The sequence below is a fragment of the Streptomyces sp. NPDC001843 genome (assembly GCF_042891955.1).
Taxonomy (GTDB): domain Bacteria; phylum Actinomycetota; class Actinomycetes; order Streptomycetales; family Streptomycetaceae; genus Streptomyces.
The window spans coordinates 33,586-50,276 of record NZ_JBIATQ010000007.1 but is presented as its reverse complement, the minus strand read 5'-3'; the positions used below and the strand labels follow the sequence as shown (position 1 = coordinate 50,276).

At 71.4% G+C, this 16,691-nt stretch carries 19 protein-coding genes and 1 pseudogene; 12 read left to right on the top strand and 8 right to left on the bottom strand.

Going from position 1 to position 16,691, the window contains the following annotated elements; genetic code table 11:
• Positions 1-173 precede the first annotated feature (173 nt).
• Together ACFYZQ_RS18955 and ACFYZQ_RS18950 are read left to right on the top strand one after the other, a co-directional pair.
• Positions 174-341, top strand: coding sequence for a gliding motility protein (locus ACFYZQ_RS18955; protein ID WP_389148612.1), 168 nt, complete (start codon positions 174-176; stop codon positions 339-341).
• 26 nt (positions 342-367) lie between these two features.
• Positions 368-661 carry an antitoxin gene (locus ACFYZQ_RS18950; RefSeq protein WP_389148609.1) on the top strand — a complete coding sequence of 98 codons (294 nt, stop codon included), beginning with the start codon at positions 368-370 and terminating at the stop codon, positions 659-661.
• A gap of 117 nt (positions 662-778) precedes the next feature.
• On the opposite strand, the gene ACFYZQ_RS18945 is transcribed toward ACFYZQ_RS18950, so the two are convergent.
• The 4 genes and pseudogenes from ACFYZQ_RS18945 to ACFYZQ_RS18930 all read right to left on the bottom strand — a co-directional run bounded on the left by ACFYZQ_RS18945 (position 779) and on the right by ACFYZQ_RS18930 (position 3,407).
• Entirely contained in the window at positions 779-1,492 is a 714-nt protein-coding gene (locus tag ACFYZQ_RS18945) for a class III extradiol dioxygenase subunit B-like domain-containing protein (RefSeq protein ID WP_389148606.1), read from the bottom strand.
• 28 nt (positions 1,493-1,520) lie between these two features.
• A complete protein-coding gene (gene miaB, locus ACFYZQ_RS18940; RefSeq protein WP_389148603.1) occupies positions 1,521-3,047 on the bottom strand; it encodes a tRNA (N6-isopentenyl adenosine(37)-C2)-methylthiotransferase MiaB in 1,527 nt (508 codons plus the stop codon).
• A 58-nt stretch (positions 3,048-3,105) separates the two neighbouring features.
• Positions 3,106-3,216, bottom strand: a pseudogene (locus tag ACFYZQ_RS18935) (tartrate dehydrogenase); the annotation flags it as partial.
• Positions 3,217-3,242: 26 nt separating this feature from the next.
• Complete coding sequence (locus ACFYZQ_RS18930) at positions 3,243-3,407, bottom strand: helix-turn-helix domain-containing protein (protein ID WP_389148600.1); 165 nt, start codon at positions 3,405-3,407, stop codon at positions 3,243-3,245.
• 38 nt (positions 3,408-3,445) lie between these two features.
• On the opposite strand from ACFYZQ_RS18930, the gene ACFYZQ_RS18925 reads away from it, so the two are divergent.
• Entirely contained in the window at positions 3,446-3,730 is a 285-nt protein-coding gene (locus ACFYZQ_RS18925) for an FAD-dependent oxidoreductase (protein ID WP_389148598.1), read from the top strand.
• 71 nt (positions 3,731-3,801) lie between these two features.
• On the opposite strand, the gene ACFYZQ_RS18920 is transcribed toward ACFYZQ_RS18925, so the two are convergent.
• Positions 3,802-4,206 carry a MazG nucleotide pyrophosphohydrolase domain-containing protein gene (locus ACFYZQ_RS18920; protein WP_389148595.1) on the bottom strand — a complete coding sequence of 135 codons (405 nt, stop codon included), beginning with the start codon at positions 4,204-4,206 and terminating at the stop codon, positions 3,802-3,804.
• A gap of 87 nt (positions 4,207-4,293) precedes the next feature.
• Between ACFYZQ_RS18920 and ACFYZQ_RS18915 the strand changes: the two genes are divergently transcribed.
• Positions 4,294-5,292, top strand: a complete 999-nt coding sequence (locus ACFYZQ_RS18915; protein ID WP_389148592.1) for a TAXI family TRAP transporter solute-binding subunit — start codon at positions 4,294-4,296, stop codon at positions 5,290-5,292.
• 91 nt (positions 5,293-5,383) lie between these two features.
• Here ACFYZQ_RS18915 and ACFYZQ_RS18910 read toward each other — a convergent pair whose 3' ends face one another.
• Positions 5,384-6,790 (bottom strand): ATP-binding protein, encoded by a 1,407-nt coding sequence (locus tag ACFYZQ_RS18910; protein ID WP_389148590.1) that lies wholly within the window; start codon positions 6,788-6,790, stop codon positions 5,384-5,386.
• A 10-nt stretch (positions 6,791-6,800) separates the two neighbouring features.
• Positions 6,801-7,487 (bottom strand): response regulator transcription factor, encoded by a 687-nt coding sequence (locus tag ACFYZQ_RS18905; protein WP_389148587.1) that lies wholly within the window; start codon positions 7,485-7,487, stop codon positions 6,801-6,803.
• A gap of 284 nt (positions 7,488-7,771) precedes the next feature.
• Between ACFYZQ_RS18905 and ACFYZQ_RS18900 the strand changes: the two genes are divergently transcribed.
• The 8 genes from ACFYZQ_RS18900 (at position 7,772) to ACFYZQ_RS18865 (ending at position 14,137) form a co-directional block, all read left to right on the top strand.
• Entirely contained in the window at positions 7,772-8,548 is a 777-nt protein-coding gene (locus ACFYZQ_RS18900; RefSeq protein WP_388799734.1) for an amino acid ABC transporter ATP-binding protein, read from the top strand.
• Positions 8,549-8,626: 78 nt separating this feature from the next.
• The gene (locus ACFYZQ_RS18895; protein ID WP_389148584.1) at positions 8,627-9,469 is read left to right on the top strand and encodes a glutamate ABC transporter substrate-binding protein; all 843 of its coding nucleotides are present in this window, start codon (positions 8,627-8,629) and stop codon (positions 9,467-9,469) included.
• A gap of 72 nt (positions 9,470-9,541) precedes the next feature.
• Complete coding sequence (locus tag ACFYZQ_RS18890) at positions 9,542-10,210, top strand: amino acid ABC transporter permease (protein WP_389148581.1); 669 nt, start codon at positions 9,542-9,544, stop codon at positions 10,208-10,210.
• Positions 10,207-11,103 (top strand): amino acid ABC transporter permease, encoded by an 897-nt coding sequence (locus tag ACFYZQ_RS18885; RefSeq protein WP_389148579.1) that lies wholly within the window; start codon positions 10,207-10,209, stop codon positions 11,101-11,103. Before ACFYZQ_RS18890 ends, ACFYZQ_RS18885 begins: the two co-directional genes overlap by 4 nt.
• Positions 11,104-11,277: 174 nt before the next feature.
• A complete protein-coding gene (locus tag ACFYZQ_RS18880) occupies positions 11,278-12,966 on the top strand; it encodes an FAD-dependent monooxygenase (protein ID WP_389148576.1) in 1,689 nt (562 codons plus the stop codon).
• 77 nt (positions 12,967-13,043) lie between these two features.
• Positions 13,044-13,130: a putative leader peptide gene (locus ACFYZQ_RS18875; RefSeq protein WP_311605579.1), complete on the top strand. Its 87-nt coding sequence runs from the start codon at positions 13,044-13,046 to the stop codon at positions 13,128-13,130.
• A gap of 66 nt (positions 13,131-13,196) precedes the next feature.
• The gene (locus ACFYZQ_RS18870) at positions 13,197-13,730 is read left to right on the top strand and encodes a cysteine dioxygenase (protein ID WP_389148574.1); all 534 of its coding nucleotides are present in this window, start codon (positions 13,197-13,199) and stop codon (positions 13,728-13,730) included.
• On the top strand, positions 13,727-14,137 hold the full coding sequence (locus tag ACFYZQ_RS18865) for a rhodanese-like domain-containing protein (protein WP_389148571.1): 411 nt from the start codon (positions 13,727-13,729) through the stop codon (positions 14,135-14,137). Before ACFYZQ_RS18870 ends, ACFYZQ_RS18865 begins: the two co-directional genes overlap by 4 nt.
• An 18-nt stretch (positions 14,138-14,155) precedes the next feature.
• On the opposite strand, the gene ACFYZQ_RS18860 is transcribed toward ACFYZQ_RS18865, so the two are convergent.
• Positions 14,156-16,684 (bottom strand): FtsX-like permease family protein, encoded by a 2,529-nt coding sequence (locus ACFYZQ_RS18860; RefSeq protein WP_389148568.1) that lies wholly within the window; start codon positions 16,682-16,684, stop codon positions 14,156-14,158.
• Positions 16,685-16,691: the final 7 nt, after the last annotated feature.

Below are 16,691 nucleotides of genomic sequence, written 5' to 3'. Positions count from 1 at the left end.
CGCGCAAACGGGCGCACCGGGCTGCGCGGGATTCTCCCGCATTAGTAATGTATGGAGTGGATATGGGTGTTTTTGCACGACTTTTGCGGAGGTCGAAGGCGACAGAGGACGCGTCGGCCGCCGAGCCGCGGACGGAGACGGAGCCCGGCGGGTGCGAGGCGGAGGAACCGGTGGTGACGGCGGTGCCGGCGGCCGAGAGCGGGGCGGCGGCGACGGAGGCAGAGGCCCCCGAAGGCGGTGAGACCGGCCAGACGGGTACCGCCGAGGCCACCGAGATCCCCAAGCAGCAGTCCGCCGAGGAGGCCGCTGACAACGAGGCCGGTGACGGCGCCCGCACGTGACCGCCTCCGCGAGGGAAGGTGGACCGATGGGTCTTCTGCACACTCTGAAGGTCAGGCTTGCGCCGGCCAGGGACAAGGTCACGCACTTCGCGCACCAGCACGGGGACACGATCGACCGGATCGAGCACCGGATCGAGCACGGCATCGACAGGGCCGCGAAGGTCGTCGACGAGCGGACCAAGGGCAAGTACAGCGACAGGATCCACACCGGCACCGGGAAGGCCAAGCACGCCATGGACCGGCTCGCCCACATGGGCGGTACCGAGGCGGGCGACACCGGGACCGGCACACGTCCGGACGTGCCGCCGCCGGCTTCCTGACCGGCAACGGCCATCGATCGGCGGACGGCCGCGGAGCGGGACGGCTCCCGGCCGTCCGCCGTCCGCGGCACGCGGCGGCCTGGCCCTGGGCCCGGACCCGCCGGAGCCGGCCCGGGCCTAGGACCAGGCCGCGACCACGTACCCCACGCCGTACGGCGCGTCCTCGTACAGCAGCGTGCCCGTCAGCTCCGCGTCCTCGGCCGCACCCGCCAGCACCTGCCACGGGGCGCGGCCCGAGACCTTGAGCTCGTACGCCAGCTCCCTGTCCAGCGCCTTCAGCGCCGCCACGTCCGCCGAGCCCAGCGCCCGCGTGGCCTCGGCGTCGAAGGGCGCGGCACGCTCGTCGAGGTAGCCCGGCGCCTTGAGCGTGCGGCAGGCGCTGCCGTCACCCATGACCAGCAGCCCCACCCGTGCTACCCGCGCGCCGACCTGCCGGCCGGCTTCGAAACACCGCTCGGGCGTGAGGGGTTCCCCCACGCCGAGTCCCTCGATCGGCGCGGCCGCCCAGCCCGCGCGCTCCAGCAGCCAGGCGGCGACGGCGAGCGACGGCGGCAGCGTACGGTCGTACGCCGTCCCCGCGCCGGGACCGAGCCGTACGTCCAGGTCCACGCCGAAGCCACGGAACGAACCCGGGGTTCCCTGCGGGTGCGCTCCGCGCCCGTCCTGCTCGGCGGGCCCGACGACCACCAGCAGACCGGGACGGGCGGCGGCGAGCACACCGAGCGCATCCGTGCACGCGGCGCGCGCCGCGTCCAGCTCGGGTGCGGCGCCCGCGGCGACCTCGGGCACGAGCAGCGGCGGACAGGGGCATACGGCGGCGGCGACAAGCATGACCGGCAGCGTAACGCCGGTCGGGCCGTCAGTCGCAGCCGCAGCCGCTGGTCGCGGCGGGCAGCGGTGCCGGCACGCCGATCTTCGGCAGTCCCAGCATCACCCCGGCCGGCTCGGCGGCCTCGTTGGCGTTGCGCTTCTCCCAGGCGTCGCCCGCACGGGTGGGACGCACGGCGAGGACGGGGCCCTCGGCGAGGAGGTGGTGCGGAGCGGCGTACGTCACCTCGACCGTGACCACGTCACCGGGGCGAACCTCCTGCTCCGGCTTGGTGAAGTGGACCAGGCGGTTGTCGGGGGCCCTGCCGGAGAGGCGGTGGGTGGCGCCGTCCTTGCGGCCCTCGCCCTCGGCGACCATGAGCTCCAGTGTGCGTCCGACCTGCTTCTTGTTCTCCGCCCAGGAGATCTCCTCCTGGAGGGCGACGAGACGCTCGTAACGCGCCTGCACGACCTCTTTGGGGATCTGGTCGTCCATGGTCGCGGCCGGGGTGCCGGGGCGCTTGGAGTACTGGAAGGTGAAGGCCTGGGCGAAGCGGGCCTCGCGCACCACGTGCAGGGTCTGCTCGAAGTCCTCCTCGGTCTCGCCGGGGAAGCCCACGATGATGTCGGTGGTGATCGCGGCGTGCGGGATGGCGGCGCGGACCTTCTCGATGATCCCCAGGTAGCGCTCCTGACGGTAGGAGCGGCGCATCGCCTTCAGGACCGTGTCGGAGCCCGACTGCAGCGGCATGTGCAGCTGCGGCATCACGTTCGGCGTCTCCGCCATGGCGGCGATGACGTCGTCGGTGAAGTCACGCGGGTGCGGGGAGGTGAAGCGCACGCGCTCCAGGCCCTCGATCGTGCCGCAGGCCCGCAGCAGCTTGCTGAAGGCCTCACGGTCGCCGATGTCGGAGCCGTAGGCGTTGACGTTCTGCCCGAGCAGCGTGATCTCGGAGACACCTTCCGCGACCAGGGCCTCGACCTCGGCCAGGATGTCGCCGGGACGGCGGTCCTTCTCCTTGCCACGCAGCGCGGGGACGATGCAGAAGGTGCAGGTGTTGTTGCAGCCGACGGAGATCGACACCCAGGCCGCGTACGCGCTCTCGCGCCGCGTGGGCAGCGTGGACGGAAACGCCTCCAGCGACTCGGCGATCTCGACCTGCGCCTCTTCCTGCACGCGCGCGCGTTCCAGCAGGACCGGCAGCTTTCCGATGTTGTGCGTGCCGAAGACGACGTCCACCCAGGGCGCCTTCTTCACGATGGTGTCCCGGTCCTTCTGCGCCAGACAGCCGCCGACCGCGATCTGCATCCCGGGCCGCTTCGCCTTCCGCGGGGCGAGCCGGCCCAGGTTGCCGTACAGCCGGTTGTCGGCGTTCTCCCGGACCGCGCAGGTGTTGAAGACGACGACGTCCGCGTCCCCGTCCGACCCCTCGGGGGCGCGCACGTACCCGGCCTCTTCGAGCAGCCCGGACAACCGTTCGGAGTCGTGGACGTTCATCTGGCACCCGTAGGTGCGGACCTCGTACGTCTTGGGTGATCGAACATCCACTGCCGGGCTCCGGTCGCTGCTGCTGGTCATGCGTCAAGGGTAGGCGGTCCCCGGAGCGCCTCGGCCCCGCGCTCCTGGGGCCGAGGGGTCACAGCACGAGCAGCCTGTCGGTGAACTCCGCCGTGGTGGCGCCGCCGCCGCGGTCACGGGTGCGTTCGTCGGTCCTGGCCAGGACCGCGGCGATCGCGTCGGTGACCTCCCTGGCTCCTCCTTGCTCCCCCGGGGTCACTGGCCGGGGTCGGCGCCGCCCAGTCGGTCCGCCAGGCAGGCGAGGTAGAGGGCCATCGTGGTGCGGTGGTCGCGCAGGGGGCGGCCGGTGAGCCGCTCGATCTTGTTCATCCGGTAGACGACGGTGTTGCGGTGGATGTCCAGAGCGGTCGAGGCCCCCACGAGGTTGCAACCGCCTCGACTGGCGCCGGATCGTCGCCGTGGCCCTCGCCGGCCGCCACTACCTGGGCCGGTGGTTCGACGACCCGGACGACCTGGTCGGTCTGATCCGCGACCCGTGGGTCGGGGGGCGGCCCTTCCTGCCCGACGGGCTCCCGGTCATCGACCGCGTCCCGGGCCACGGCAACGCCTTCGCGGCGACCGGCCACGGCGTGCTCGGCGTCACCCTCGGCCCCGTCACCGGCCACAGGCTCACCGAGTACATCCTCACGGGCCACCGCCCGGAGACCCTCGTTCCCTTCCGCTTCGACCGGCTGCGCAGGTGACCGCGACGCCGCACGAAGCCATGACCGCCGGATCGCCCGGAGCCATACCGCCGGATCGCGGCGAAGCCTCGTCAGGCGCCGTCGGCGGACCACCCCTGGCGGCGCAGGACGGCCGACACGTCCGGTGCGCGGTAGTGCTCGCCCTTGAGGATCTTGCCGTCGGCACGGCGGGCCACCTGCCCGCCGGGGCCCAGTTTGCTCATGTTGGCGCGGTGGATCTCGGCGATCACCTCGTCGAGGTCGATCCCGTGCACCAGCGCGGTGCCGTACGCCACGTAGACCACGTCGGCCAGTTCGTGCGCGAGCCGGTCGAGCGGTCCGGTGACCGCCACCTCGGCGACCTCCGCGGCCTCCTCCGCGAGCAGTTCCCCACGGTGCGCGGCCAGTTCGGGGGACACCCGCGTCGGCGTGGCGCGGGCGTCCAGACCGAAGGCGTGGTGGAACTGACGTACGAGGTCGGCGGGCGAAGAGCTCATACGGCGACTCTAACGGCCGCGGACGGCCGTCCCCGCCGCCCGCCCCGCCCTGGTCAGGACGGTGAGCGGGCTGGCAGGATCGCGCGCATGTCCAAGGTGTTCCCCCGTATCGGCAGGCGCCGGGCCCTGCAGGGCGCGGCAGCCGGCTTCGTGGTCTTCGGGCTGCTGCTGTGGTGGCTGTTGCCTCTGGGCGAGGACCCGCCGAGCGGGACCATCGTCTTCAGCACCGGCACGCCCCGGGGCGTCTACCAGGAGTACGGCGAACAACTGCGCACCGAGTTCCGCAAGGACATGCCGGGACTGAAGGTGAACCTGCTGAACAGCGCCGGTTCGCAGCAGAACGTGCAGCGCGTGGCCACCGGGAGGGCCGACTTCACCATCGCGGCGGCCGACGCGGTGGAGACGTACGAGCTGCACCACGGCAGCGGCGCCGGGCACCTGCGGGGCGTGGCGCGGCTGTACGACGACTACGTGCAGCTGATCGTGCCGCGCGACTCGAACATCAGGACCCTCGCGGACCTTCGGCACAAGCGGGTGGCCATCGGGCTGCCCAAATCGGGGGTCCGCCTGATCGCCGAGCGGGTCCTGAAGGCGGCGGGGATCGACCCGGGCAGGGGCATCACCCCGATGTCCGACGGCATCGACACCGGGCCCGACCGGCTGCGGCACCACAAGCTCGACGCGTTCTTCTGGTCCGGTGGGCTGCCCACCGACGGGCTGGTCAAGCTGGCCGGGGCGTTCCCCTTCCGGTTCATTCCGATCGAGGGCGAGGTGGTCACCAGGCTGCACGCCCAGGGGGACGCCGCCCGCTACTACCGGACGACCAACATGCCCGAGTCGGCCTACCGGTCCCTCGGGCAGACTTCCACGGTGCCGACCATCGCGGTGTCCAACGTCCTGATGACCCGCAAGGACATGGATCCCCGGCTCACCGAGTGGATCACCCGCGTCGTGATCAGGAGTCGTGACCGCATAGGGAACCACGTCCACTCGGCCCAGCTCGTCGATCTGCGCACGGCGATCTACACCGACCCCCTGGACCTCCATGAGGGTGCGCGGCGCTACTACCGGTCGATGAAGCCGTAGCCGCCGGTGCGGCCGGTGGCGCCGGTGCCGCCGGTGCCGCCGGTGCCGCCGGTGCCGCCGGTGCCGCCGGTGCCGCCGGTGCCGCCGGTGCTCAGAGTCCGGGCCGGGTTCTCGGCACCGTCACCGTGACCCTGAGCCCCCGCGGCTCGTGGTGGGCGTACGCGATCGAGCCGCCGGCCGCCGTGAGCAGGGCGCGGGTGATGGACAGGCCCAGGCCGGAGCCCTTGACGTTCTGGTGACGGCCGCTGCGCCAGAAGCGGTCGCCGACCCGGGCGAGTTCCTCGTCGGTGAGGCCGGGGCCGGTGTCGGTGACGACGACCGTCGAGGCGTCGCCGCTGGAGGAGACGGTCACCTCGACCGTGCCCCCTTCGGGGCTGAACTTCACCGCGTTGTCGATCACCGCGTCCAGCGCGCTGGACAGCGTGACCGGGTCGGCCCAGCCGGTGGTGGGCGGGCAGTCGCCGGCCAGCCGGACGCCCTTGGCCTCGGCGGCCGGCGCCCAGGCCGCCACCCGCTCGGCGGCCAGCTGGCCGATGTCCGTCAGCCGGATGTCCGCCTCGACGTGCTCGGCCAGCGCCAGGTCGAGCAGGTCGTCGAGGACCTGTGCGAGACGCTTGCCCTCCGTCCGCACCGAGGCGATCTCCTCGTTGTCCTCGGGCAGTTCGAGGGCGAGCAGTTCGATGCGAAGCAGCAGCGCCGCGAGCGGGTTGCGCAACTGGTGCGAGGCGTCGGCGACGAAGGCGCGCTGCTGCTCCAGCACGTCCTCGACGTTGTCGGCCATCTCGTTGAACGACCGGGCTAGCCGCCTGAGTTCCGGCGGGCCGCCACCCACCGCCACCCGTGACTTCAGGCGCCCGGTGGCGATGTCGTGGGTGGTGGCGTCGAGGATCCGTACGGGCAGGAGCACCCAGCCGGTCAGTCGCAGCGCGGCGCCGACGGCCAGCAGCATCGCGGCGGCCTCGCCCGCGCCGATGACCAGCCAGCCGTGCAGGGTCCGGGAGCGCATCGCCCCGGTGGGCGAGTCGGTGACCACCACGGCCACGACGTCACCGTCCCGGATGACCGGCGAGGCGACGACGAGGCGACTGCGCTGCCAGGGCCACACCTGCTTCGGATCGTGGCTGCGCCGGCTGAGCAGGGCCTCCTGGAAGGCTTCCCGCGTCTCGCCCCGATCGGGCAGGACCCAGTCGGCGGGCGCGTTGGCCATGGCGGAGCCGTTGCGGTAGAAGACGCCCGCGCGAATGCCGTAGACGCCGTAGTAGCTCACCAGTTCCCGGCGCAGGGTCTCCCCGCGCTCGTCGACGCTGGTGCGCAGGGATGTGCTGGGGCCGTCGGTGACGTACTGGGCGAGCGCCGCGAAGCGGGCCGTGTCGTCGATCCGGTCGACGACCACGCGCTGCTGCTCGGCCGCGGCCACGCTGAGGGCGAGCGGGAACCCCAGGGCGAGCAGTACGGCCGCCATCAGGACGATGAGCAGCGGCAGAAGCCTGGTGCGCAACCCGTCCCCGCTAGGCGGCCGGTGCGACGAGGCGGTAGCCGACGCCGCGTACGGTCTCGATCAGCGCGGGCATGCGCAGCTTGGCGCGCAGGGAGGCCACGTGCACCTCCAGGGTGCGTCCCGTGCCTTCCCAACTGGTCTGCCACACCTCGCTGATGATCTGCTCCCGCCGGAAGACCACTCCGGGGCGCTGGGCGAGCAGGGCGAGGAGGTCGAACTCCTTGCGGGTCAGTTGGACGACGGAACCGTCCACGCTGACCTGGCGGGTGGGCAGTTCGATGTGGACCGGGCCCAGGCGCAGCGTGCTCTCGCCGCCCGTCTCGGCGTCCTCGTGGGCGGTGCGCCGACTGACGGCGTGGATCCGGGCGAGCAGTTCCCCGGTGTCGTAGGGCTTGACCACGTAGTCGTCGGCGCCGAGGTTGAGCCCGTGGATGCGGGAGCGGACGTCGGAGCGGGCGGTCACCATGATCACCGGTGTGCTGGTGCGCTTGCGGATCTTGCCGCAGACCTCGTATCCGTCCTGGTCGGGCAGGCCCAGGTCGAGCAGGACGACGCCGAAGCCGGCGCATTCGGGGACGAGGGCCTGCAGGGCCTCCTCACCGTTGCGCGCGTGGGTGACGTCGAAACCGTGTCGTTTGAGGACCGCGGACAGCGCGGCGGCGACGTGGTTGTCGTCCTCGACGAGCAGCAGTCTCATCCCGGCCCCCTCCGGTTCGATCGGTCGTAGTCTCGGTCTGTAGAAATCACGCGTACGCGCGCGTGCACCAAGGCAGTCACGCTGATGGACGACAACGGCGTCAAGAGGGTTCCGGTTGCCCGTGACTTCCGTTACCCGGCCGATACGCACACCCGTGGAACTGCTACGACACGTGTCCGATTGCTATCGGATCGTGATGCTCAGATTCCCCTCAGATGTAATGACGCAGGTCACTCGGCGTCACTACTGTCCTCCGAAACCGAGGAGGACGGAGCCTGAAAGCGATGACCGAAGTATCGGTGGCCAAGCAAGACACGGCCGCGACCGGCGAACTGGTCGTCCTGAAGAGCGTCAACAAGCACTTCGGCGCGTTGCACGTGCTCCAGGACATCGATCTGACGATCACCCGCGGCGAGGTCGTCGTGGTCATCGGGCCCTCCGGGTCCGGCAAGTCCACCCTCTGCCGCACCATCAACCGGCTGGAGACCGTCGACTCGGGCACCATCACGATCGACGGCAAGCCCCTGCCCCAGGAGGGCAAGGAGCTCGCCCGGCTGCGTGCGGACGTCGGGATGGTCTTCCAGTCCTTCAACCTCTTCGCGCACAAGACGGTGCTCGAGAACGTGATGCTGGGCCAGGTCAAGGTCCGCAAGGCGGACAAGAAGCAGGCCGAGGAGAAGGCCCGCGCCCTGCTCGACCGGGTCGGGGTGGGCACCCAGGCCGACAAGTACCCCGCGCAGCTCTCCGGCGGCCAGCAGCAGCGCGTCGCGATCGCCAGGGCACTTGCGATGGACCCGAAGGTCATGCTCTTCGACGAGCCGACCTCCGCGCTCGACCCGGAGATGATCAACGAGGTGCTGGAGGTCATGCAGCAGCTCGCCCGGGACGGCATGACGATGATCGTCGTCACCCACGAGATGGGCTTCGCACGATCGGCTGCAAACCGAGTGGTCTTCATGGCGGACGGCCGCATCGTCGAAGAGGCTGCGCCAGAGCAGTTCTTCAGCGCTCCGCGCAGCGACCGTGCCAAGGACTTCCTGTCGAAGATCCTGCACCACTGACGGCGCCCTTCGCGCCCCACGAACCGCATCACCCGGGCCGAGGGCCCGCATCTCCTCACCACGCAAAGGAAGTTCACCATGAAGCTCCGCAAGGTCACCGCCGCCACGGCCGTCGTGCTCGCTCTCGCCGTGTCCGCCACGGCCTGTGGCGAGAACAAGAAGGACAAGGAGGGCGGCGGTTCCTCCGGTGGCGGCGGCAAGATCACCATCGGCATCAAGTACGACCAGCCCGGCATCGGCCAGAAGACGCCGCAGGGTTACTCGGGCTTCGACGTCGACGTGGCTACGTATGTTGCCAAGAAGCTCGGCTACAGCGCGGACAAGATCGAGTGGAAGGAGTCGAAGAGCGCCGACCGCGAGACCATGCTGCAGCGCGGTGACGTCGACTTCATCGCCGCCTCGTACTCGATCACGCCGGAGCGCCAGAAGCTGGTCGACTTCGCCGGCCCGTACCTGCTGGCCCATCAAGACGTGCTGGTCCGCGCGGACGACAACAGCATCAAGTCGCCCTCGGACCTGAACAAGAAGAAGCTTTGTTCGGTCGTCGGCTCCACGTCGGCGCAGAACGTGCACGACAAGCTCGCCCCCAAGGCGAAGCTCCAGGAGTACCCGACCTACTCCGCGTGCCTGACCGGTCTGCAGAGCAAGGCCATCGACGCCCTGACCACCGACGACTCGATCCTCGCCGGTTACGCCTCCCAGTCGCAGTTCAAGGGCAAGTTCAAGCTCGGCGGCCTGAAGATGACGAACGAGAACTACGGCATCGGCGTCAAGAAGGGCAGCGACCTCAAGGCCAAGATCAACAAGGCGCTGGAGGAGATGGTCTCCGACGGTTCCTGGCAGAAGGCCGTGGACAAGAACTTCGGTCCGGCCAACTACAAGAACGAGCCCGCCCCGAAGATCGGCGACATCAAGAGCTGAGGCAGTGCCCACCGGTGCGCCGTCCGGCGGCGGCGCACCGGGGCATCCCTACACGCGGAAGCGCGGGAGATCGTGTTCGACTTTCTTGACAGTTACGACGTGCTGGGAGCCTTCTGGACGACGGTGCAGCTGGCGTTGCTGTCCGCCGTGGGCTCCCTGATCTGGGGCACCCTGCTGGTCGCCATGCGGGTCAGTCCGGTGCCGCTGCTGCGCGGTTTCGGGACGGCCTACGTGAACATCGTGCGGAACATCCCGCTCACGGTGATCATCCTGTTCACCTCGCTCGGCCTCAACCAGGCGCTGAACGTCACACTCGGTGGCGGAGACGACCCCAAGATCGTCAACTTCCGCCTGGCCGTGCTCGGTCTGGTCGCCTACACCGCGGCCTTCGTGTGTGAGGCACTCCGCTCCGGTATCAACACCGTCCCGGTCGGACAGGCCGAGGCGGCACGGGCCATCGGCCTGAGCTTCACTCAGGTACTGGGCCTGGTCGTCCTGCCGCAGGCTTTCCGGGCCGCCGTCGGCCCGCTGACCAACGTCCTGATCGCGCTGACGAAGAACACGACGGTGGCCGCCGCGATCGGCGTGGCGGAAGCGGCCTACCTGATGAAGGAAATGCTCGACAAAGAGGCGCAGCTGATGGCGATCTCCGCCGTCATCGCCCTCGGTTTCTGCTGCCTGACGCTGCCGACCGGTCTGATCCTCGGCTGGGTGGGCAAGAAGGTGGCGGTGAAGCGATGACCTCGGTCCTGTACGACGCTCCGGGCCCCGGCGCCAAACGGCGCAACGTCCTGTACACGGCGGGCTTTCTGGTCGCCTTCGCAGCCGTCGCGTGGTGGGTCCTCAGCTCCCTCTCCGACAAAGGACAGCTGGAGTGGGCACTGTGGAAACCGTTCGTCCACGGCGAGGCTTATTCCACATACATCTGGCCGGGTCTGCAGAACACACTGAAGGCCGCGGCGCTGGCCATGGTCATCGCGCTGCCGCTGGGCGCCGTCTTCGGCATCGCCCGGCTCTCGGACCACGTGTGGATCCGGGTACCCGCCGCGGTCGTGGTCGAGTTCTTCCGGGCCATCCCCGTGCTGGTCCTGATGATCTTCGGGAACGCCCTGTACGCCGACTACACCGACATCAGTACGGACGACCGTCCCATGTACGCGGTCGTCACGGGCCTCGTGCTGTACAACGCGTCGGTACTCGCGGAGGTCGTACGGGCCGGCATCCTTTCGCTGCCGAAGGGCCAGTCCGAGGCCGCGATGGCGATCGGGCTACGCAAGAACCAGGTGATGCGACTCGTCCTGCTGCCGCAGGCGGTCACCGCCATGCTCCCGGCGATCGTCAGCCAGCTCGTGGTGATCGTGAAGGACACGGCCCTGGGCGGCGCGGTCCTCACCTTCCCCGAGCTGCTGGCCGCGGCCAACACGATGATCGGCTACTACGGCAACACCATCCCGTCCCTCATCGTCGTAGCCTTGATCTTCCTGGTGATCAACTTCTCGCTCACGAGCTTCGCGACCTGGCTGGAGGGCCGGCTCCGACGCGGCAAGAAGTCCACGGGCGCGGTGGTTCCGCCGTCCGCCGTGGCGGACATCGCGGGCACAGCCGGGACCGGCGCCGGTGGCGGCGGGATCTGACCACAGGTCACCGGCTTGGCCCATCGGGGGCAGTGGCATGATCGCCACTGCCTCCTGTCGCTTGACGCAAACACCGCCAATGGGTTGCATACGTTCTGTGATCGTGCACCCCGCTCCACCTTCCTGTTCACCTACGCCCGTCAGGGCACAGCCACGGGCAGGGGGCGCCGCGTCGTGGATCCGGTGATCGTCGTCGGAGCGGGGCCCGTCGGGCTCACGCTCGCCCTGGCGCTGGCCCGCCAGGAGGTGCCGTGCGTGGTCCTCGACGAGGGCCCGGGCAAGGAGGAACCACGCCTCGCGCGCACGGTCGTGCTGCGTGAGGACACCACCGCGCTGATGGAGCGGCTGACCGGCGTCCCGCTCGGCGAGCGGGGGGTCCGCTGGGCCGGATGGCGGTCGTTGCGGCGCAAGCAGGTGATGCGTGAGGCGGTCTTCGACCTCCTGGCCGAGAACGAAGAGGTCGCCGCAGAGGGACCCGCCCGCGCCGAGGGCGCCGGCCCCGCCCCGCTGCACCTCGCCCAGCACGAGCTGACCGGCGCACTGCGTGCCGCCCTCGCGCGCGAGCCGCTCGTGCAGGTCGTCGTGGACAGCCGCCTCGACGCGATCGAGCAGGAGCGCTCGGGCGTGACCGCGCGCACCCGGGGGCCGCAGGGCACCTGGTGGCGCGGCAGTTACCTGGTCGGCTGCGACGGCCCCCGCTCTACCGTGCGCAAGCTCCAGGACATCCGCTTTCCGGGCCGTACGGCGGTGGAGCGGCACGCCGTCGCCGCCCTGCGCGCGGAACTTCCGTGGCCCGGCCGGGCGGTCCTCCACCGTATGCCGCCGTGGCGGACGTCCGGGCCGTCGGCCGGAGAGGTGACCGCCCGCCCCCTCCCGGACGGCGTGTGGCGTGTGGACTGGCTGCTGCCGCCAGGCAAGGACCTGGTCACGCCCGAGCTGCTGGTGACCCGCGTCCGCGAGACCCTCGCGGGCTGGACGGACGGCACCACGCCGCCGTACGAACTCCTCGACACCGGAGTCCACACGGTGCACCACCGCCTGGCCCGCCGGTGGCGTGCCGGCCGGGTCTTCCTCGCGGGGGACGCGGCGCACCTGCTCGGCGCGCTCGGCACCCACGGGCTGGACGAAGGCCTCCGGGACGCCGACAACCTCGCGTGGAAGCTGGGACGGGTCTGGCATCACGGCCCGCACGAGCCGCTGCTCGACAGCTACCAGACGGAGCGGCGCGCCGTGATCGCCGCCCGGCTGCGCGCCGCCGACCAGGCGCTGCCGGTGCTGCGCGGCGGCGGTGGGCTGCGTGCGTACGTGCCCGGCACGGCACGCGGGCACGACGTGCTGCTCACGGACGGTCACCTGGGGCGAGGAGCGCTCGGTGCGCCGGGGGCGTACGCCGACTCGCCGCTCGCGCCGGGGTACCTCGAGGGGGAGATCGCCGTCGAAACCGCACCCGGCGAACAGGTGAGCGATGTACGGGTGACGGCGGAGGACGGCACCTTCGTACGGCTCCGGGACCGGCTCGGCCGCGGTGTGCTGCTGGTCGTGCTGATCGCTCCCGGCACCGGGGTGTGGGACCGCAAGCACTGGGTGACCGCCGGCGTCATGCCCCGTCTCGCGGCCGCGGTGACGGCGCTGCCGCACCCCGCCGAACTGCTGGTCGCCGAGGGCTATCCAGGCGCTCCCGCGCACAGCGTGCTGCTCGTGCGCCCCGACGGCCATCTGGTGACCGCGCTGAGCGGGGTCCGGCCGGCCGATCTGTACTCGGCGGCGGAGACGGCGGTGGGCGGCCCGCCGCAGGCGGAAGCGGGGGCGGAGGCGGACACCGGCGCGAAAGCGCAGGCCAGGGCGGGCTCCGGCGTGCGTTGAGCACATTCAGTCACACTCCGGTCCACATAGTGACTGTGAGTTGACCGGCGGGTGCCGCCGATGGTGTACTCCGAACCATGACCGACACCGATGTGCGCCTGTGGCGGAGGGTCCATATGGACCTCGTCCGCTATGCGGGCTGCGTGTGTCGTCCGTCCTGCTGAAGTCTCATCCCCCCTTTTCTCTCCGGGCGCCCTCGGGCGCCCCTTCGGCGAACGCTCTCCAGGACGGTGCACGTGTCTGTCTCCTCCCCCGTGTCCGCGGCCGTTTCGGCACCCACGCAGGCGGACCTCCTCGACTTCGTACGGCGTACGGCCGCCGACGCCGAGCTGATCGCCTCGCTTCCGCTCGACCCCGAGGGCCGCACCTGGGTGCGGCTGGAGGGCCCCGGCGGGAGCGAGGCCTGGCTGATCGGCTGGCCCCCGGGCACCGGCACCGGCTGGCACGACCACGCCGACTCGGTCGGCGCGTTCCTCACCGCGTCGGGCGAGCTGAAGGAGAACTCGCTCGCCGCCCGGCTGCCGAGTGACGGCTGGAAGACCCTGGAGCTCACCGACGGCGTGGACCGTGAGCGGCGGTTGCCGGCCGGTCAGGGCCGTGCCTTCGGCCGCCACCACGTCCACGAGGTGCTCAACGAGTCGACCGAGCGGCACGCGATCTCCGTGCACGCCTACTACCCGCCGCTGCCGCAGATCCGTCGCTACAGTCGAACCGGACAGCTGCTGCGGCTGGAGCAGGTGGAACGCCCGGAGGACTGGCAGTGAGCAGTGCGGGAGAGGGACCGTCCGGCATCGACGAGGTGCTGGAACGGGTGCGCGCGGGCTACCGGCGCGTCGAGGCACGGGATGCGTACGAGGCGGCGCAGTCGGGCGCGGCGCTGTTGGTCGACATCCGGTACGCCGCCCTGCGCGACCGGGACGGCCTCATTCCCGGCGCCCTGGTCATCGAGCGCAACGAACTCGAGTGGCGGCTCGACCCCCAGGGCAGCCACCGCGTCCCCGAGGCGACCGGGCACGATCTGAACATCGTGGTGATCTGCAACGAGGGTTATGCGTCCAGCCTGGCCGCCGCCTCCCTCCACCAGCTGGGGCTGCACCGGGCCACCGATCTGGTCGGCGGGTTCCAGGCGTGGCGGGCGGCGGGGCTGCCGGTGGTGTCCGACACCGCGTGACGGGCGGAGCGCGGCGGGCTACTCCTGCGCCGTCGCGACGGTCACCGCCGGCACCCTGAGCGCCACCCGTCCCGGCAGGGACGATCCCACGAGGGCGAGGAGGGCTGCGGTCGCGACGACGGTGACGTACAGCAGGGGCGTGACCGCGGGCGCGGCGCGGCCCGTCATCCCGATGCTGAACGCGGTCAGGACGGCGAGGGCGATGCCGCTGCCGAGCGAGGTGGCGAGGAGCAGCACCGACAGCGCCTCCGTCCTCAGCATGCGCAGCACCTGCCGGCGGGTCGCCCCGGCGAGCCGGAGCAGAGCGAACTCCCGGACCCGCTCGGACACCGACATGGCGAGCGTGTTGACCACGGCGATGGCGGTGAAGGCGAGGACCAGCCCCATGGCCAGGTAGTTGGCCTCGGCGTTGGCCTGACGGCGTTCGGCCTGCAGGGAGTCCGCGGCGGCCGGGGAGAGGATCCGGAGCCCCGGGTACTCACGGAGTGTGCTCGCGAGTTGATGCTGTGTACGGTCCGTGGCGACGAGGACGGAGGCGGCGAGCGGGTTGTCGACGTGGTGGACGACGAGGTCGTGCGCGAAGGTCAGATCGCCGAAGCCGAGGCCCCGGCGGTAGACGGCGGTGACGGTGAGCGTGGCGGGCGTGCCGTCGCCGAGCGTGAGCTTCAGGGTGCTGCCGGGCTTCAGGTGCAGTTGGTCCGCGGCCAGTTGGCTGATGGTGACCGTGCGCGCGGAGAGCCCGTCGAGGGAGCCGGCGGTGACGTCCGGGTCCCAGGTGCGCGTGAGGCCCGCCGGGGTGACGCCCTGGGCGGCGTATTTGTCCAGGCCGACGCGGACGGTGGTGCGGACCACCTCGGTGACCGCGTCGTGGTGCGAGCGCAGCCGCCGTGCGGCCTCGGCCGGGACACCCGGCCCCTGGGCCGCCACCACCCAGTCGGCTCGGACGCCTTCGCGGGTCTGGGCGCGGGCGGCGTCGCCGAGGGTCGACTGGACGAACAGGACGGTGCAGGTCATGCCGATGAGCAGGGTGAGGGGGGTGACGACGGAGGCCATCCGGGCGGCGTTGCCGCGCAGGTTGGCGGTGGCGAGCCGGCCGCCGGGGCCGCTGAGCCGCAGCGGACGGGACAGCAGCGACGTTGCCGCCCGCACCAGCAGCGGGCCGAGCAGGGCGACGGAGGTGGACAGCACCACGACGGCCAGGAAGGTCACGGGCGTCGAGGCGGGCTCGGTGCGCAGTCCGGTGAGTACGGCCACGAGGACCACGCCACCGGCGAGCAGCAGCAGGCCCGCGACGATCCTCCCCCAAGCGGGGCGGGCGCGCTCGACCTTGGCCTCGGCCAGCGCCTCGGCCGGACGGATACGGGTGACCCGGCGGGACGCGACCCGGGCGGCGGCCCATGCGCCGAGCAGCGTCGCGGCAAAGGCGGCCAGCGGGGGGAAGACACCGGCGGTGTGCTGGAGCGTGGCGGGGACGGCGCCCTTGGCGACGAACCTGGCGTGCAGCCAGCCACCGAGCGGCAGTCCCAGGAGCGCGCCCGCCGTGCCGGCGGCGGCACCGACGATCAGGGCCTCCCGGCCCAGCAGCTTGCGGATCTGCCCGGGCGTGGCTGCGATGGCGCGGAGCAGGGCGAGCTCCCGGTGGCGCTGCTGCACGCCGAGGGCGAAGGTCCCGACGACCACGAGGACCGCCACCAGCAGCGAGGTGCCGCCCATCGCGCCGCCCATGCTGACCAGCCGGACGCGCGCCGCGGCCGCGTCCAGGAACTCGCCGGGGCCACGGGCGTCACCGGCGCTGACCTGAGCGGTGGTGCCGTGCAGCGCGTCCGCCACGGCCTGCCGGAGCCGGCCCGGGTCGGTGCCATGAGCCGGGAGCACACCGAACGCGGTGACCTGCCCCGGGTGTGCGGCCAGGCGGCGGGCCTCGTTGGCGGAGAAGAACAGGGACGTCTGGTGGCGTACGTCCGCGGCCGGAGCGGCGATGCCGGTGATCCGGTAGCTGCGCGGGGCCCGGGCCGACTGGACGGTGAGGTGGTCGCCGGGCTTCAGACGGGCGCGGGCGGCGAGGTAGGTGTCGATGACGAGGTCGGTCCCGGCCTTCGGTGCGGTGCCGGAGGTCAGCCGGTACGGCGTCAGCGCGGCGGAGTCCCAGGCGTGCCCGTACGCGGTACGGCCGCCTGTGCCGGACGGCGTCAGCGGCTCGGCGAGGAAGGTGAGTTCGGGGACGACGCGGGCCACTCCGGGGGTGTGGGCCAGGGTGTGCTGCAGGCCCGCCGGCAGCCAGGCGCGCTCGGCGATGGGTTTCGCCTTGTGCTTGACCTTCGTCTTGCCCTTCTTGTGCTTGACGGTGGTCCGGTGCACGTTCTGGTCGGCGGAGACCACGACGGGGGCCGACGTGTAGCGCTCGGTGCGGATCGTGCCGCGCAGTCCGGTCTCCAGCAGGGTGCCGCAGGCGGTGATGAGGGCGGCCGCGCACATCAGGGCGAGGAAGGGACCGAGGAAGCCCGCCTTGCGGGCACGGACTGTTCGTAAGGCGTAGCGCAGCATCATGCGTACA

Coding starts and splice junctions, on each gene's coding strand:
- ACFYZQ_RS18950 (WP_389148609.1), top strand. CDS start 368: ATGGGTCTTCTGCACACTCTGAAGGTCAGGCTTGCGCCGGCCAGGGAC.
- ACFYZQ_RS18945 (WP_389148606.1), bottom strand. CDS start 1,492: ATGCTTGTCGCCGCCGCCGTATGCCCCTGTCCGCCGCTGCTCGTGCCC.
- miaB (WP_389148603.1), bottom strand. CDS start 3,047: ATGACCAGCAGCAGCGACCGGAGCCCGGCAGTGGATGTTCGATCACCC.
- ACFYZQ_RS18920 (WP_389148595.1), bottom strand. CDS start 4,206: ATGAGCTCTTCGCCCGCCGACCTCGTACGTCAGTTCCACCACGCCTTC.
- ACFYZQ_RS18915 (WP_389148592.1), top strand. CDS start 4,294: ATGTCCAAGGTGTTCCCCCGTATCGGCAGGCGCCGGGCCCTGCAGGGC.
- ACFYZQ_RS18905 (WP_389148587.1), bottom strand. CDS start 7,487: ATGAGACTGCTGCTCGTCGAGGACGACAACCACGTCGCCGCCGCGCTG.
- ACFYZQ_RS18900 (WP_388799734.1), top strand. CDS start 7,772: ATGACCGAAGTATCGGTGGCCAAGCAAGACACGGCCGCGACCGGCGAA.
- ACFYZQ_RS18895 (WP_389148584.1), top strand. CDS start 8,627: ATGAAGCTCCGCAAGGTCACCGCCGCCACGGCCGTCGTGCTCGCTCTC.
- ACFYZQ_RS18885 (WP_389148579.1), top strand. CDS start 10,207: ATGACCTCGGTCCTGTACGACGCTCCGGGCCCCGGCGCCAAACGGCGC.
- ACFYZQ_RS18875 (WP_311605579.1), top strand. CDS start 13,044: ATGACCGACACCGATGTGCGCCTGTGGCGGAGGGTCCATATGGACCTC.
- ACFYZQ_RS18860 (WP_389148568.1), bottom strand. CDS start 16,684: ATGATGCTGCGCTACGCCTTACGAACAGTCCGTGCCCGCAAGGCGGGC.